The following is a 15,393-nucleotide window of genomic DNA, read 5'->3' on the forward strand; positions in this document are numbered from 1 at the left end:
GAGTTTCACCCCTATAGGCGGATGATTCAAAGCGATTAATTCTTTGCGAAATACTTACATGTGAATCGGGGAACCAACCGGCATCCCAGGTCGTTGCGCAATTGAGCGCACACCGGACTGTGCGATTTCCCCAGATCAAAAAACCGGGTGGTATCTTCCAGGTGGGTGTATGTTTTCCAGTAAAGGGCAGCCAGAATTTCTGGAGTGTAATCCCTGATTGCAGAGAAATCACACAACAGATAGACTGCGCCATTGTGAGGACTATGTACTGTGAGGATAGTCTCAACGCTGTTACCAGATTGATCCACCAGTGAATATAAATGAGAGAGGTTGTGATCTCTCATCCATTGAATCCTATTTCTTAAAACCTGAACATTTCCTTTAAAAATCCCACACGTCAATTCACTCCGAAGGGTGAGTCGTGTAAACAATTCATTGTAACGCCGGTCTGATTGATCCTCATCGAAATGATATCTGTTTTCAATACCCCGGATTTTTTCCTGCTGTAGTGGATTAATAGCCTGCCATGCTTCTTCCTCAGACTTTTTCTCCCATATATGGTTGTAAGAGGGCACTATCTTCCACTGGTTGAAATTGTATGGACTTACATTCCATATGTCCGGGGAATTTTCAATGACAATAGTTTCCAATTCTTTCGCAGCGTCTTGTAGCAGGCAGGAAAAAACACAAAAAGATGCATACGTGTGAGATGTTTCTTGATAGTGGATTTCAGGACTGAATAACGGTCCGTTGTATCCGCACGAGTGCAGATCAGCGATTTTCTTTCCCCGGCGGACAGTTGACCTTAAAATCAGGCCTCCAGAAAGGTTCCCCTCGTTTTCATAAAAAAATGGGTGAACCGAACTTGCCTCGGGTTCGGTTTCAATAAGCATCTGGAACCATTCTGGTGAATGAAACAATGTAGCCTGAGGAGAGGTTTGCAGAAGCAAATCCCATTTCTCTTGAAGCGATGGATCAATTTCAGGAAAGTTACACTTCATTGCAAAACCTCACCGTTCAGATTGCCGGGTAAGAGCCCATTTTGCTCTCTGGAGATTCTTATATAATGACAACCATTTTTGGGCATTGGGAGTTTCTAAAACCCAGAATGGGTGCATGGAAGTTCCCATTGAATCTTTATAAGAATAGATAGACTGATTCGCTGCTTCACCAATATCAAGACAGGTATAGTCTCGGCACAGATCAAGTGCTGCGAAGTAATATATTTAGGGCGAAATTGCATTATCTTGAATCGTGCGGTCATAAGCAACAAGCCAGCCGTAGGCAGTTTTGTTGCACGGACTGAGAATGCAGGCTATGGAATTGGCCAGTTGACCTTCTTGTGTTCGACAGGTGTAAAGACGGAAAATTCCTTGAGATTTCATCCATTCGACGCGTGCACGAAATGCTTTAATCCAACTGTTAGTCGGCTGCCAGGAAAACCGGTCAAGGTCGCGAAGGTAAAGGGACAAGAAGTCCTCAAAATCCCCTTCCTGTTCAACAGAAAATAGATAATCTTTCATAGCACGCCGGACGTAACGTTTTTTCCGATGCATGGTATTGAGCATTTCTTCTGGATCGCGGATATCCCACATATGGGCATAGCGCGGTTTTCCATTCCAACCCTGATCAAAGAAAGCAGAGGCATCGTCTAAATGCGGACTGCATTCCAAACGAAGATATGGGAAAAATTTTCGTATCCCGCTTGCCAGGTTCGATAGGATTTCGTAATACCCGGCACTATGGTTGGGATAATTCCCCGAAATAATCGGGGAACTGGTGTAGAAAATACTCAGTATGTTTTGAATTCGGATCTTTTTTAAAGCTTTTTTATGAAGAATGGCAATTCCACCCACCAATTCACCATCTTTATAACACCCAAGTCTGAATAGATTTAATTCTGGATCAGTTTTTTCCCAGGTTTTCAGAAAACTATCTGAAAGAAAGACAGATTGTTCAGGAGAAGATGAGACCAGATTGTCCCAGAGAGTAATTTCGCTATAAGGTATCTCTCTTATTTCCATAAAATAAAACCCCGCAATAGATCGTAGTACTTCTATATAAAAAGTTATTATCCGCACATCGAGGAAAGTTTACCCAATTCAGTACTATCTACCCGGTATTGCCAGATAATGAAAGAAGAAACCATCTACCAGATTTTACTTCTCTGGTAATTATACATACAACAACTCTCATGCATGCATCCATCAGCTGATCTTTATACGGTAACTGTCTTCAGTAAAGCAGAAATATTTCAAATAATCAAACGAATCGGATAAATTAAAGGGTAATTATTTAATTCAGGATGTATTGACGTTATACAGAATTGAATTTAAGTTGTGCGTTGACTAGTTTTAATGTAAAATATTGTTGGAGAAGATTCACTAGTACGAAGACAATTACATATAGATAATGCTGCAAGTGTTATATAACCAGCTTTCACCTTTTTTGAAGGTTAAATCGACAGTTGGTGAATAGGTAGACAGCAGTGGATAATAGGATTTGGGTTTTCAATTTCCACGCCATCAACTTTGTAATGAGGATGCAATGATTTGTTGGTTCCCGGAATAAAATGCAAGTTGATAGAAATTGATACTTGTTATCGAGGAACCGATCGACGTAGCAGAAAACTTCGAATAGGACTCGTCTCTGAACTGATGCAGACATAAGCAGGGTTTTGAATGAGTTCTATTTGTGATTTAACAAAGCACCCAATTTTACAATAGTATTTTCTTCAAAATGTTACCATAAAAAGAAAGTTAATCCGGCTGGTTTTCGAAAAAAACAGTTCAAGTTTTAAGAAAGTTTGACGATGACAATAACGCAGAAAGGCAGGTAGTTCGGTAATAAATTCGTTTTATTCAAATTATCCAGGGTATTCGTACCAGGGTTTCTTGTAAGGGTTTTCCTTTTTGTCAGGTTGCAACGGAGCGTAAAATGGAAATTAAATTCTATCTAAAAATGCTTCAACGGCGATGGTGGGTTGTGTTGATCACAATTCTGGTGGCCTTGAATGTAGCTCTTATTTCTGCTTATTTTACTAAACCGATCTACAAGACCAGCGTCCGTTTTTCCATCAGTCCAAGTGCAACAGAAATGGCTACAGGGCAGGAAACACTTGACAGCCTCGGAACACTTGATTCTCGAACCATAGTACAAACATTTGCTGAATTCCTCAACAGCGATCGAATTTACGACGAAACCGTAAAATCCATGAACCTTGATCCAGCCAGTCTTAATGATTACACGCGAACAACGGTGGTTCTTCCTGATGCCAACATCCTTGAGTTGACAATGCAGGGATATGACCCCAAACTGGTGGCATTACTGGCAAATAATACTGGCCTGAATGCCATCACGCATATTAAGCAGCTCTACAAGGTCTATGACATCAATGTGCTGGATCCTGCACTGGTGCCCACCATCCCCATTTCACCGAAACCCCTTCAAGATGCCGGTGTAGCCGCTCTTCTCGGTCTGGTTATTGGTGCTGCGCTGGCTATTTCCAGTGAGCAGATCCGCCTTCCCCTTGAATCATACCGTCAGCGTGCCAGTCTTGATCCGGTTTCGATGGTTTTGAATCACCGCTATTTTGTCAGCCGGATTGATGAATTAATTGCCAGCAATCCATCTGAGGCTGTTTCCGTCGGTCTGGTCCGTTTGAACAACCTGAGAGATCTAATCGATATCATGCCGCAAAATGTTGTCCAACAACTCATGCGTCAGGTGGCCGCAACACTCCTCAAGGAATTGCGCGGAAGCGATCTCGTAGGCCGCTGGAATGAGACAACCTTCTCCTTGTTACTGCCGTCAACCAATGAGACGGCTGCGCAACGGACTATGGAGCGTATCCGTCTGGCATTGGACAAACCTGTGACATTGGAAAACTATGGTGAAACCATTGAACTTGATCCCTGTGTCAGTGTTTCATCGTATCATGCAGGGGATACAACTGCTGACGTAACTGAACGAGCTGAAGCTCTGCTCGCACCCCGCCGAGCTCCCATCGAAAAAACCCCTAGATAATCCAGGCTGATCTTTCCTGGAGAACTGCCGGGGAGGGATAATATGACAATACAACCATGGGAGAAATCATCGTCGCTTAAGTGGCCGATAATCGTCATCGGTGTGCTGGCTATCAGCTTTGGCGCATTCATTGGGATGATTGTGGGGTATTCGCCGAATGTGTATTTACCCATTGCGGCTGCTGTGGGTTTTATTGTGGCGATTCTTACCCTGGCCAACCTTGAATTCGGGTTGCTGGCCTTTGTCTTCATGACCTATATCCGGCTGTATAACATCATAGAATTACATGGCGGCCCTTCGTTACAATTACCGTTTATGGCATTCTTAGTTCTCTTGATTCTGATTCACTGGGTCATTGAACGGCATTTTCCCGAAATTTCTATAAAGCTGGTGGTGCTTTTTTCCATTTTTGGAGTGAGTACGTTTCTGTCTTATCTGTATGCAGGAAACATGGTAGATGCCCAGGATGCTCTGGAAACATTTATTAAAGGAGGAAGCGTCGCCGTAATTGTTGGCTTAATTTTTACCAAAAAGGAATATATGCGGGGAATCGTATGGACCTTAGTCCTGGTCGGAGGTATCCTCGGTTCAGTCAGTGTTTTCCAGTATTTAACCTCTTCCTTTACCAATGATTTCTGGGGATTTGGTACGGCCGTTGTCGAAAATATTGTGGGTGGTACCAATGATTACCGCCTGTCAGGGTCACTGGGAGATCCCAATCTGTTTGCCATGGTCATGGTTGTACTGGTTCCGCTGGCTTTGGAAAGGGCGTTTACAGAAAAGAAAAAAATATTAAAAATCCTGGCCATATATGCTTTGATTGTGATTGTAATGACCATCGTTTTTACTTTTTCACGAGGCGGATTTCTTTCACTGCTGGTAGTGATTGGTTTTCTGGTTCTATGGAAGAAGCCACCGTTGACGTACCTGTTAATAGGGCTGGTCTTATTCATTCTGAGTTTCTCGATCCTTCCGCCGTCATACACTCAGCGCATGGCTACCCTGACAGATGTATTCAGCCAGGATACAACTGAAATGCGTAATGAGGTGTCGTTCCGTGGACGTTTCAGCGAAGCCGGTGTAGCCTGGATTATGTTCCGCGATCATCCGATCATTGGTGTTGGGCCAGGCAATTACAATTCTGAATATATGAATTATTCACGCCAACTGGGGTGGGATCCGCGGGTAGAAGCCCGTGGTGCGCACAATCTCTACCTTGAGGTGGCCTCTGAACAGGGAATTGTAGGATTGACAATCTTTCTGTTCATTCTCTATTCCGTGTTTGCCGGCTTGGTCCGATCATCACGCAAGTTTAAAAAATTAAACCAACCGGGATTAGCCGATATGTCCATCGCCCTTATGATTGGATTTGCCGGATATTGCACGGCGTCAATTTTTCTGCACAATATTTTTCCGTATTATCTGTGGATGTTGATTGGAATTGCTTTCTCGCTCGAAAAGATTGCTGATAATGAAATTAAAAATCCTCAGATTGGGATAACAACACCTGTCATCGATGGAAGCCTAAATGAGTGAAAAACATGAACTGGTTGACAAAATAGTTAGCGGCGCGTTGTGGATTTACCTGGCAACCTATGCCAGCAAAGTACTTGTTTTTATCACCACCATCATTCTGGCCAACCTGATCACCAAGAGCGATTTTGGCGTAATCGGTTACACCTTCATCATCACCAGTGTTCTGGATTCAATCTATGATCTGGGGATTGGAGCGGCATATATCTATCATAAAGATGAAGATGGTCTGGCCGATACAGCCTTCTGGTTGACGGTCTTATATTCTCTGCTGGTCGCTTTAATCGTCTGGATCACCGCCCCCCTGGTGGCCGCTTATTTTAATGATAACCGGGCCATCGATGTCATTCATATTTATTCTGTCTTTTTCCCGGTCACAGCACTTGGGAATACCCATGAGTTTATCCTTCGCAAACGCCTTGCCTTCAAACAGAATATGGTTCCTACAATAGCCAGTTCTCTGGTGAAAGGGATTATTTCCATCGTTCTGGCTCTCCTTGGTTTTGGGTACTGGAGCATCATTTTCGGGCAAGTGATCGGTGCCGTAGTTTCAACAATTGCTTATTGGGTTGTGGTTCCCTGGCGTCCTGTTTTCACAATCAACCGATCGCTGGTGCCATCCCTGCTCCTTTACGGGATAAAAACATCTTTTTTGAATTTAATGATCGCCCTGCTTCTTAACATTGACTATCTTTTCACCGGGCATTATCTGGGCGCGGAAGAGTTGGGTGTTTATACACTGGCTTTCCGCATCCCAGACATGATCATTACTCAGTTTGGTGTGGTAATTAACAGAGTCACATTCCCGGCATTTGTTAATATCCGTGATCAGGAACAGAGTCTGGCACATGGATTTGTTATTACATTGAAGTTTATCTGTGCGGCGATTCTGCCGACCGGAGCTGGAATTATTCTTGTATCTGAACCTTTCTGGCGAACCTTCTTTCCTGATACATGGCTTGAAGCGGTGCCTGTTATGAGCATCATCACTGTGTACACCATCATGGTTACTCTGGTGATTGGATCGGAATCGGTTTACAAAACCATGGGAAAACTGCGAACCATGATCAAGCTCTACCTGATCCGGTTGATTATGATTGCTCCCGCCCTTTACTTTGCCACCACAGTGATCCGTTCTATTGAAGCCGTCGCCTGGGCACAGGCCGGGGCGGCGTTCATCCTTTGCGTGATTAACATGGTGGTTACAACGAAGCTCATCAAGATTTCGATCCATGAAATCATGAAAATCATGCAGCCATCCGTTATCAGCACTCTGGTCATGTCAATTGTTGTCTGGGGGCTTCTTCAAATCTGTGGTTCCATTGCTCCTCTTGCACAGATCATTGTATCCATCCTGGTTGGCCTGGGAGTTTACGGGGTAATGCTCAACTGGCAGGACCATTCCATTGTTCAGGAAAGTTTTGCCACATTTCGGAGAATTTTTTCTTTATCCTGACGATCAATTTTCTGCTACTATGCAACTTTAGAGAGCCAGTACCCATTGAGAGACTAAACAAATGAAAGTTGCCATGATTTCACACGGATATGCACCCAGAATTGGAGGAGCCGAACGTCAGTTGGGTGCGGTTGCTCCTGTGCTTAAGGAAAAAGGAATAGATGTTTCTGTACTTACCCGTCAACTTCCGGGAACTGAACCATACGAAGTGATAGACGGTGTACCGGTATACCGTCTGCCCGTACCAGGATTCAAAGCACTGGCCTCCCTGGCATTCACCTTTTTCGGTTTGAAGACACTGAGAAAAATTAACCCTGATATTATTCATGCCCATGAGTTGATTTCTCCATCCACTACAGCATTACTGGCGCATTACCTGTTTAAAAAACCCATTGTCCTTAATCCGCATTCAAGCGGGCCATTTGGTGATGTTCAAAAAATGAATCACAAATTTCTGGGGCAATGGCGGCTAAAGCAGTTTTGCCAGGAAGCCGCTGCTTTCATTGCGATCAGCGGCGAGATTGATGCCGAACTGGCCGGTCTGGGGGTTCCCCGATCCCGGCGGCTGCAAATCTCAAATGGCATTGACAGCCGACGGTTTAAGAAACTTGATGATGCCGAACGATTGGAATGCCGACGGAAACTGGGTTTACCGGCAGACAGCCGGATTGCGGTGTTTGTCGGCAGGCTGGTTCCCATCAAACGCATTGATATTCTTCTTGCTGCATGGAAAAATGTGAACCGCATAGATCCACAGGCGCTGCTCTTGCTGATAGGCAGTGGACCGTTGGAAGACGAATTGAAAAAAGATGCACCTGCCGGTGTGCTTTTCTGCGGCAGCCATGAAGATGTGGCACCCTACCTTCAAGCATCTGACCTGTTTATCCTGACGTCTGATTCAGAAGGCATTCCAGTGTCTCTTTTAGAGGCCATGTCTTGCGAATTGCCCTGCCTGGCCACTGCCGTTGGGGGTATCCCCGATGTCATCACCCATGAGAAATCCGGATGGCTGGTTCCGGCTGGTGATGTTGAAGCCGTTCAACTGGCTGTGCAATTGTTGTTCAATGATCCGGCATTGCGGCTGGCATTAGGCAAACATGCGCGGGAAACTATTCTTGAAAAATACACCGTTGATACTATGGCGCTTCGTTTGAAGAGCCTTTATGAAACATTGATTGCCAACAGGGGGATGCCATGATCGTGTTCTTTTTCTGGTTATCCATCTTCATCATTGTCTATACCTATGCCGGTTACCCGGCTTTGCTCTATCTACTGGGAAAAGCCTGCAGGAAAACGAAGGAATATGAAGACTACGAACCATCCATCACATTGTTAATTGCTGCCTATAATGAGGAAGATTTTATCCGCCGCAAATTGGATAATTCTCTCAACCTGGATTATCCGTCAGAAAAGTTACAGATTCTGGTTGTGGCAGATGGTTCGACAGATAAAACAGCCGAAATTGTGCAAACCTATGAAAGCAGGCATGTGGAACTGTGTTTCCAACCTCAGCGGCAGGGAAAACTGGCTGCCATTGACCGGGCTATGGCTTTTGCCCGGGGAGATATTGTCCTGTTTTCTGATGCAAACAATATTTATGAACCGGGAACGTTGAAATCCCTGGTTGTTCCATTCTCTGATCCAACTGTTGGTGGAGTGAGTGGAGCCAAACATATCATCAAGGATGAAAATACACTGGGAGAATCAGAAGGACTGTATTGGAAATATGAATCCTTCATAAAGAAGCAGGAAACCCGCCTGGGTTCTTGTAGCGGTGTGAGCGGAGAAATCTTCGCCATCCGGCGGGCTTTGTATGAGCCGGCGCCCCGCCACATCATCAATGATGATTTCTACCTGGCCATGCGTTTGTTACGCCGGGGATATCGCATTGTCTATGTGCCTCAGGCCCGATCCTTTGAACGGACATCTTACTCGAAAAAAGATGAGATCATCCGCCGCAAACGCATCAACGCTGGCCGTTACCAGGCTTTGCGGTATTTCAGACAGATCTTTCCCCTTAAATATCCACGGCTCATGTGGCAGGTGATTTCTCACAAAGTTTTCCGCCTGCTGCTGCCATTTGCCATGATTGTCGCCTTCTTAACCAACGGACTGGCGCTTGTTCCCGGGTTAAGTAAGGGCGAACCTTCTATCTTACGGTTGACATTTCCTTTTAATTGGATAATCTTTAGTATACAAAGCCTGTTTTATCTACTGTCTGTCATCGGAAACATATCTGCCGGTAAGCAGGGGAAACTCGTTTATCTACCCACGTTTCTGGTAAATAGCAATATTGCCTCATTTCAAGGCTTCCTTCAATTCATTAAGGGTAATGAGACCGCTTTATGGGAAAAGGTGAAGCGGGCTGACAATGGGGAACAGATCAATGCCTAGTTCAACTCCGCGGTTGTTTGTTTCATTAATCGGTGATATTCAGAATGAACCTTCTGCCCAGGTGAAGTATGGGCATTTCTTGAAAGCGTTAGAAACCCAATTTAAACTGGTCGTTTATGATGCCACCCTCCGCGGATTTCCACGGTTAGTCAATCAGATGCAGGTTTTCCATCCTGATATAACCCTGTGGAAAGAGCGGTTTTATCAAAATGTGCCTGCGTTCAAAATGCGCTCTGAAAAAATGGCCGCCGCCCTGAAAAAGGAAATCGGCCGTGTGGATGCCATTTTCCAGATCGGTGTTTTATGGGATACCCTGTGGAAGGATGCTCCGATACCCAGTGTGATTTACACAGATTACACGAGCACTCTGGCCAGCCGTAAACCCGAATGGGGACGCAGCCCTTTGAGCCCGGCTGATCTGGCAGCCTGGCTGTCAATGGAGAAGAAGGCCTACCAGCGGTCATCCCACATTTGCACACGTGGTCAATATGTGCGCCAATCTGTCATCAACGATTATGGAATTCCAGAAACAAAAGTAACCGCCATTGGCGGAGGGGTCAATTTTGGTGCCCTTCCTGAACCATCCAACAGACCTTTATCGTCTTCACCGACCATTTTGTTTATTGGCAAAGATTTTCTTCGTAAAGGTGGAGATGTGCTTATTCGTGCTTTTCAGAAAGTCCGCAAATCAGCACCGGATGCCCGGCTGGTGATGATGACGGCCGGAATCCCACAGGAGCAGTATGATCTGACCGGGGTTGAAATCATTGAACCCACCTGGAACCGCGAAAAGATCTGTGAGTTATACCGTGGAGCAGATTGTTTTGTCCTGCCCTCACGTCTGGAAACATGGGGTGATGTCATTCTGGAAGCCATGTCTTTTGGACTACCGTGCATCGGGGTTTCCGGAGAAGCCATGAGTGAGATTATTGAAGACGGCAGAACCGGGTTGGTCATTCCTCCTAACGATGAAGACGCATTGGAAAAAGCTCTCCTATGGCTGCTATCAAACAGGGAGAATGCCAGACAATATGGTTCTGCCGCTCGCGAGCGTGTTGAAACGCTGTATACATGGGAAGTTGTTTCAAAAAAATTGGTTCCAATTGTCATATCGGCCATTCGTTCATAAATTGACTCAAACGGGAGGTGCGTATAAAAACGCAGGAAGAATATGAGAAGAATAATCCCAATTTCTATTATTACAATTTTGGTACTCCTGGTCTTTTCTGTTGTACCTGCTGCCGCCCAGGTGCCGATTTCTACACCAACACCCGGGGTAAGCCCAACTCCCACAAAATTCCCGCTGCAACAGGGTACGGATGTATATTCATTCAGCAATCTGGGCAAGATTGATCAGATTATGAATGGACCGTACGATTCCCTGTGGGTTAATTTCAGCGTACCCAACAACTGGCAATTAAACGATGGTGCTTCCATTCAATTGCATTTGAATAACAGCTTCAACACATCGTCAACATTAAGTGAAGCTGAACTGATTAAAGCCACGGGTGCCACCCTAGACGTTGAATTCAATGGTGTATGGTTGACAACGTTGCTGCTCAACTGGAGCGGAGAAAAAGTAATCAATGTTCCCATCAGCCCCCGTTCCATTTTCAACAGCACCAATGGTCAACATTATGTAGCTCTTTACCTGAATGCGGCCATTGACTGCAACATCGATCATCAGACTACTGTGGCAGTACTGTCAGATTCAAGCCTGAAATTGTCTCATGATATGGTTGTGCCGAAGGTGAACCTTTCGCAATTCCCCATCCCTTTGTATCAAGACAGCGCCTTCTTTGCCAATACCATTATTGCACCTTCTGCCGCCGCTGCGCCTACCCCGACGGCCAGCCTGAACGGCCAGAATATTAATACAGGCCTGTTCAGTGCCACCACCCAGGTTGCTGTACCCCCCGCCGTAATGGTCACACGCGACAACCCGGATCTGGCCGAGCTGCAATCGGCGTTGATCATCAATGCCGGACTTGGAAGAATTTCTAACGGCAATTTACCGCTGACCACCATACCCATCAGCAAATTGACTGAAGACATCAAGAAATCTGCCCACTTGATTTTTGTGGGAAAGGGACCTGAATTTTCTGTATTAAAGAGTGCCAATCTGCCAACAGTGTATGATGGCGTTTCGTTTAAAACCCCGAAAGCTGTGGCAGATGACGGCTTGATTCCGGAAGTGGTATCGCCGTGGGATACATCGAAAGTAATCTTGATTGTGAGTGGTGACAGTGATGCCGGTATCTTGAAGGCGGCCAAAGCGGTCAGTTCAGGTGTCATCATGCCGAGTGACCGCAATGATCTGGCGATTGTATCCAACGTCATCCCGGGCAAGCTGATAACCACCGTCAATGATGATCGCACACTGGCGGATCTCAAGTATGACACTATCAGGCTGGATGGAACCGGGGTGCGTAACTACAAATATCTGTTCCTGATTCCACCGGGACAGATGCTGCGGAATGATGCTTACCTGAAGCTGTCTTTCACGAATTCTCCGTTCCTTGACCAGGGCCAATCGGCATTATCTGTGTATATCAATAACCAGGCTATCGGCGGAGTTCGTTACTCGGTTGAAAGCTCACGGTCCATTGTAACAGAACAGATCAACATTCCCGGTTACCTTCTGCGGGCCGGTATGAACCAGTTAACCATAGAAACAGATCACAAACCGATGAATTACTGCTCTGGTTCAGTTACCTCCAATCTTTGGACGAGCATCTCCAACCAATCACTCCTGCATATTCCCCTTACTCCGGTGACGCCGGGAATTGTCAAGCAAACCACCCTGGCCAATTTCCTTGATTTCTTGAGCACTTCGCCCACGTTGGAATCGACCGGATTTATTGTGGCCAAAAATTCTCCCGATGCGATTAAAACGGCTGCCCAGATTGCCTATCAACTTGGCAGCGTGATGACTGGTGACATGGTGGAATTGGATGCGGCCTATGCAGATGCTGTTCCGGAGGAATTCAAAAAAGATCACGACCTTGTCATTATTGGAAGAGCCAGTCAGTTGCCTATTCTGGCTGATCTGGGAAGCAACCTCCCGGCCCAGTTTGATAAGGGAAGTGATGTAGCCCAGGAAACGGTGTTCCGGGTTATTTATCGAATTCCGCCCAATATCAGTGTCGGGTACCTGGAATTACTTGCAACCCCGTGGAATTCGGCGCGCAACATTCTGGCAGTTCTTGGATCAACAGATGAAGGTCTGGGTTACTCTGCCAATGCACTGCTGGTAGATCAAACCCAGAAGAAACTGGGTGGCAATTTTGCCGTTATTCGTAATGATCAGGTTCTCACCGGCGATACGCGCCTGGGTACTGGAACCGGCAACATTTCATCCACACTGATACCTGGAGCCACCATACTGACTCAGGTTCCCACCGACCTGCCCACACTGGCACCAAAGGAAGCGATTCCATTTGCGAACCGTACAGATTGGATTTTACCGGCTGTAGCTGGTTTCTCCATTTTGACTGTGCTGATCATCGTTGTTGTTATTCTGACATCCAGGCGAAAGAACCTGTAAAAACTATATATAATCAATAGTACGTAATAGTCTCCAGTCCAATGACTGGAGACTATTCCAATCTTTATATTAACGAAGAGAACAACATGACAACAAGCGCCTGGAAAAATTCACTCCTATCCATAATGGAACGGGTGGGTGTGATTAACCTTCTTCAAAGAACCGGGTCGAATGACCGCAATTCTCTTTACATATTGACCTACCATCGGGTGGAAAGGCCTGCTGAAATACCGTGGTTAAGTGAGGCTGATATCAACGTAACCCCCGAAATGTTTGAAGAACAGATGAAGTTTCTATCAGCCAGGTACCATCCTGTGTCCATCGAAGAGGTGTTGGATGCCGCGCATGGAGGGACCCCGCTGCCCGGAGATGCTGTTCTGGTGACGGTGGATGACGGCTACCGTAGTTTTTATGACACCATTCAACCCGTGTGCCAGACCTACGGTATTTCACCATTATTATTCGTTTCCACTGCTTTTGTTGAAAAAGGAACATTCTGGTGGGATAAGGTTTATCAGATAGTTTTTCTTTCCGGTCTTAATGAGTTGGATACTCCCATCGGACGGCGGTCTATTGCTACGTTGAAGGAAAAACAGTATGTCTTGCGGGAATTATTGCAGGCATTAAAAAATGTTTCCTTCAGCCAATTAACCGAATGGGTGGATCCAATCCATTCGGAACTCGTGCATCTTTCTGAAGACCAGGAACACAATACTGTTACATGGGATGAATTACGTGAACTGCGTGCCAAAGGCGTGGCTGTGGCATCTCACACCCATACCCATCCCTTATTGACTCGCATCTCATTGGAAGAAGCCCGGCGAGAAGTTAAAGTTTCTCAAGAATTGATAAAGAGGGAGCTCGGTACAGCTCTGCCGGTTTTTGCCTTTCCAGATGGAAAGATGCGGGCGGTTAATCAAAACCTGATCGACATGTTGAATTCTGAAGGCTTTGAACTGGTCTTCCTTTTACAGGATGGGCGTGCCAGATTGCATCCCGAAAACAGATTCCACACCCTCCCGCGGCTGGCTATGTGGCCAGATCAGACCTTGCCGCAGTTTCACCTGCGATTGACCCCATTGATCAATTGGATGTCTTCTTAAAGATTTCTATCTATTTTGGATTAATCTCGGCTGCGTGACTGTACGGATTAACCCATACTTTGCCGTTGGTAAAATCCCGGCTCCAGGTCTGGCCGTCAGACTGATAGGGACCCAGTGGAACGCCCAGATTGTAACTGTAATTATCGTAGTACCAGTTGTGATTGTACGATGAGCCATTAATATACCGGAAATATGCATTTCCATTGTTCACCAGCAGGTATGAGGCTAAAGAAAATACCTGTCTTGAGGTGTCAGATTGTTCACCCTGTGAGACCAGAATGATCGTCTTTCCCATAGCCTGGGTTTTCTCGGCCAAATCCAATTGCATCTGCCATTCCAGTGGATCCCTGTACTCGTCGTTCCATCCGACAGCGAAATCTTCCAGCATGGCGCCGTCAAGATATTGCATATACCGCAACCAGACGGATGGATCTTTAACCGCAATAATGTTGGCATATAACGGACGGTTGTTCGGCTGGAAATACCCTGTATAGAGAAACCGGAGGTTATCTTCGATCATATCCACATAAGATGCGTCTGTGAGGGAAGGATCGGGTTCTGATCCGTATTCATACGGTTTGTAAATACTGGCTTCCACGTTATCCAGAAATACTCCGTCCCAACCGTATTGTTCCATGAACACCCTGGCGCGCTGCAGCCAGAAATCCCGCCAACCCTGGTTGGATGGGTCCATTAAGACACTGCCATTGTGCTTGTCAATGATTTCGCCTGACGCACTCTTCAAGAACCAGTCAGGATGTTGCTGAAGGATCTGGCAGTAATCACCCCTTTCTGTTGCCACCTGATCTGGTGAAGGCCCAGATGTGCAGGATCCTGGATTTTTAATGGCAGCAAGATAGAGGTATTGCAGAATGGGCGTCTTTATACCCGCCAATTTCATGGTATCACGGATATTTTCGTCTCCGTGTGTAAGGATAAACCTGGAATATGTCTGTGCCACTGCCGCCAGGTCACTGTTGGATGGACTGTTGTAGAACCAGGCCAGTTGGATCGCCCTGTAATCATTTCCATAGTTTACGACCGGTGTTGGTGGTTGCAGTGTGGGATGAGGCACTGTGGCATCCGCAACAGTTGGCTTTATCGAAGGTATGGGGGTTTTTCTGATAGGTTGTTCCGTTGCCTGTTGCGATGGTTGCGGTGGTTGTTGCGAAGTTTCCAATAAACAACCGGAAATCAAAAGAAGTAGAACGATCAGAATTGCCGGGAAAAACTTGCATCCATGAGGGTGAGAATCCATCCGCACGTCCTTATTTTCATTAAAGTACTTTTGCCTGCTAGAGGCTGACTTTTATTGTACCAACCCGTAAGAGGGA

11 protein-coding genes are annotated in these 15,393 nt (G+C 45.9%); 8 read left to right on the forward strand and 3 right to left on the reverse strand.

What is annotated here, in order from left to right; all coding sequences use genetic code 11:
- Positions 1 to 35: 35 nt before the first annotated feature.
- Together LTAR_RS14475 and LTAR_RS14480 are read right to left on the reverse strand one after the other, a co-directional pair.
- Positions 36 to 1,001 (reverse strand): hypothetical protein, encoded by a 966-nt coding sequence (locus tag LTAR_RS14475; protein ID WP_062422989.1) that lies wholly within the window; start codon positions 999 to 1,001, stop codon positions 36 to 38.
- Between the two features lie 225 nt (positions 1,002 to 1,226).
- Positions 1,227 to 2,024: a GNAT family N-acetyltransferase gene (locus LTAR_RS14480; protein WP_062422990.1), complete on the reverse strand. Its 798-nt coding sequence runs from the start codon at positions 2,022 to 2,024 to the stop codon at positions 1,227 to 1,229.
- A gap of 913 nt (positions 2,025 to 2,937) precedes the next feature.
- On the opposite strand from LTAR_RS14480, the gene LTAR_RS14485 reads away from it, so the two are divergent.
- The 8 genes from LTAR_RS14485 to LTAR_RS14520 all read left to right on the forward strand — a co-directional run bounded on the left by LTAR_RS14485 (position 2,938) and on the right by LTAR_RS14520 (position 14,059).
- On the forward strand, positions 2,938 to 4,026 hold the full coding sequence (locus tag LTAR_RS14485; protein WP_062422991.1) for a diguanylate cyclase domain-containing protein: 1,089 nt from the start codon (positions 2,938 to 2,940) through the stop codon (positions 4,024 to 4,026).
- 42 nt (positions 4,027 to 4,068) lie between these two features.
- A complete protein-coding gene (locus tag LTAR_RS14490; protein WP_062422992.1) occupies positions 4,069 to 5,562 on the forward strand; it encodes an O-antigen ligase family protein in 1,494 nt (497 codons plus the stop codon).
- The gene (locus LTAR_RS14495) at positions 5,555 to 7,015 is read left to right on the forward strand and encodes a lipopolysaccharide biosynthesis protein (RefSeq protein WP_062422993.1); all 1,461 of its coding nucleotides are present in this window, start codon (positions 5,555 to 5,557) and stop codon (positions 7,013 to 7,015) included. Before LTAR_RS14490 ends, LTAR_RS14495 begins: the two co-directional genes overlap by 8 nt.
- Positions 7,016 to 7,076: 61 nt before the next feature.
- The gene (locus LTAR_RS14500; protein ID WP_062422994.1) at positions 7,077 to 8,213 is read left to right on the forward strand and encodes a glycosyltransferase family 4 protein; all 1,137 of its coding nucleotides are present in this window, start codon (positions 7,077 to 7,079) and stop codon (positions 8,211 to 8,213) included.
- The gene (locus LTAR_RS14505; protein WP_062422995.1) at positions 8,210 to 9,409 is read left to right on the forward strand and encodes a glycosyltransferase family 2 protein; all 1,200 of its coding nucleotides are present in this window, start codon (positions 8,210 to 8,212) and stop codon (positions 9,407 to 9,409) included. The genes LTAR_RS14500 and LTAR_RS14505 overlap by 4 nt, the downstream gene beginning before the upstream one ends.
- Positions 9,402 to 10,538 (forward strand): glycosyltransferase family 4 protein, encoded by a 1,137-nt coding sequence (locus LTAR_RS14510; RefSeq protein WP_062422996.1) that lies wholly within the window; start codon positions 9,402 to 9,404, stop codon positions 10,536 to 10,538. Before LTAR_RS14505 ends, LTAR_RS14510 begins: the two co-directional genes overlap by 8 nt.
- A gap of 42 nt (positions 10,539 to 10,580) precedes the next feature.
- Positions 10,581 to 12,956 (forward strand): cellulose biosynthesis cyclic di-GMP-binding regulatory protein BcsB, encoded by a 2,376-nt coding sequence (locus LTAR_RS14515; RefSeq protein WP_062422997.1) that lies wholly within the window; start codon positions 10,581 to 10,583, stop codon positions 12,954 to 12,956.
- A gap of 86 nt (positions 12,957 to 13,042) precedes the next feature.
- Positions 13,043 to 14,059, forward strand: coding sequence for a polysaccharide deacetylase family protein (locus LTAR_RS14520; RefSeq protein ID WP_062422998.1), 1,017 nt, complete (start codon positions 13,043 to 13,045; stop codon positions 14,057 to 14,059).
- A gap of 10 nt (positions 14,060 to 14,069) precedes the next feature.
- Here LTAR_RS14520 and LTAR_RS14525 read toward each other — a convergent pair whose 3' ends face one another.
- Positions 14,070 to 15,317, reverse strand: coding sequence for a putative glycoside hydrolase (locus LTAR_RS14525; protein WP_062422999.1), 1,248 nt, complete (start codon positions 15,315 to 15,317; stop codon positions 14,070 to 14,072).
- Positions 15,318 to 15,393 lie beyond the last annotated feature (76 nt).

Source organism: Leptolinea tardivitalis (assembly GCF_001050275.1).
GTDB lineage: Bacteria > Chloroflexota > Anaerolineae > Anaerolineales > Anaerolineaceae > Leptolinea > Leptolinea tardivitalis.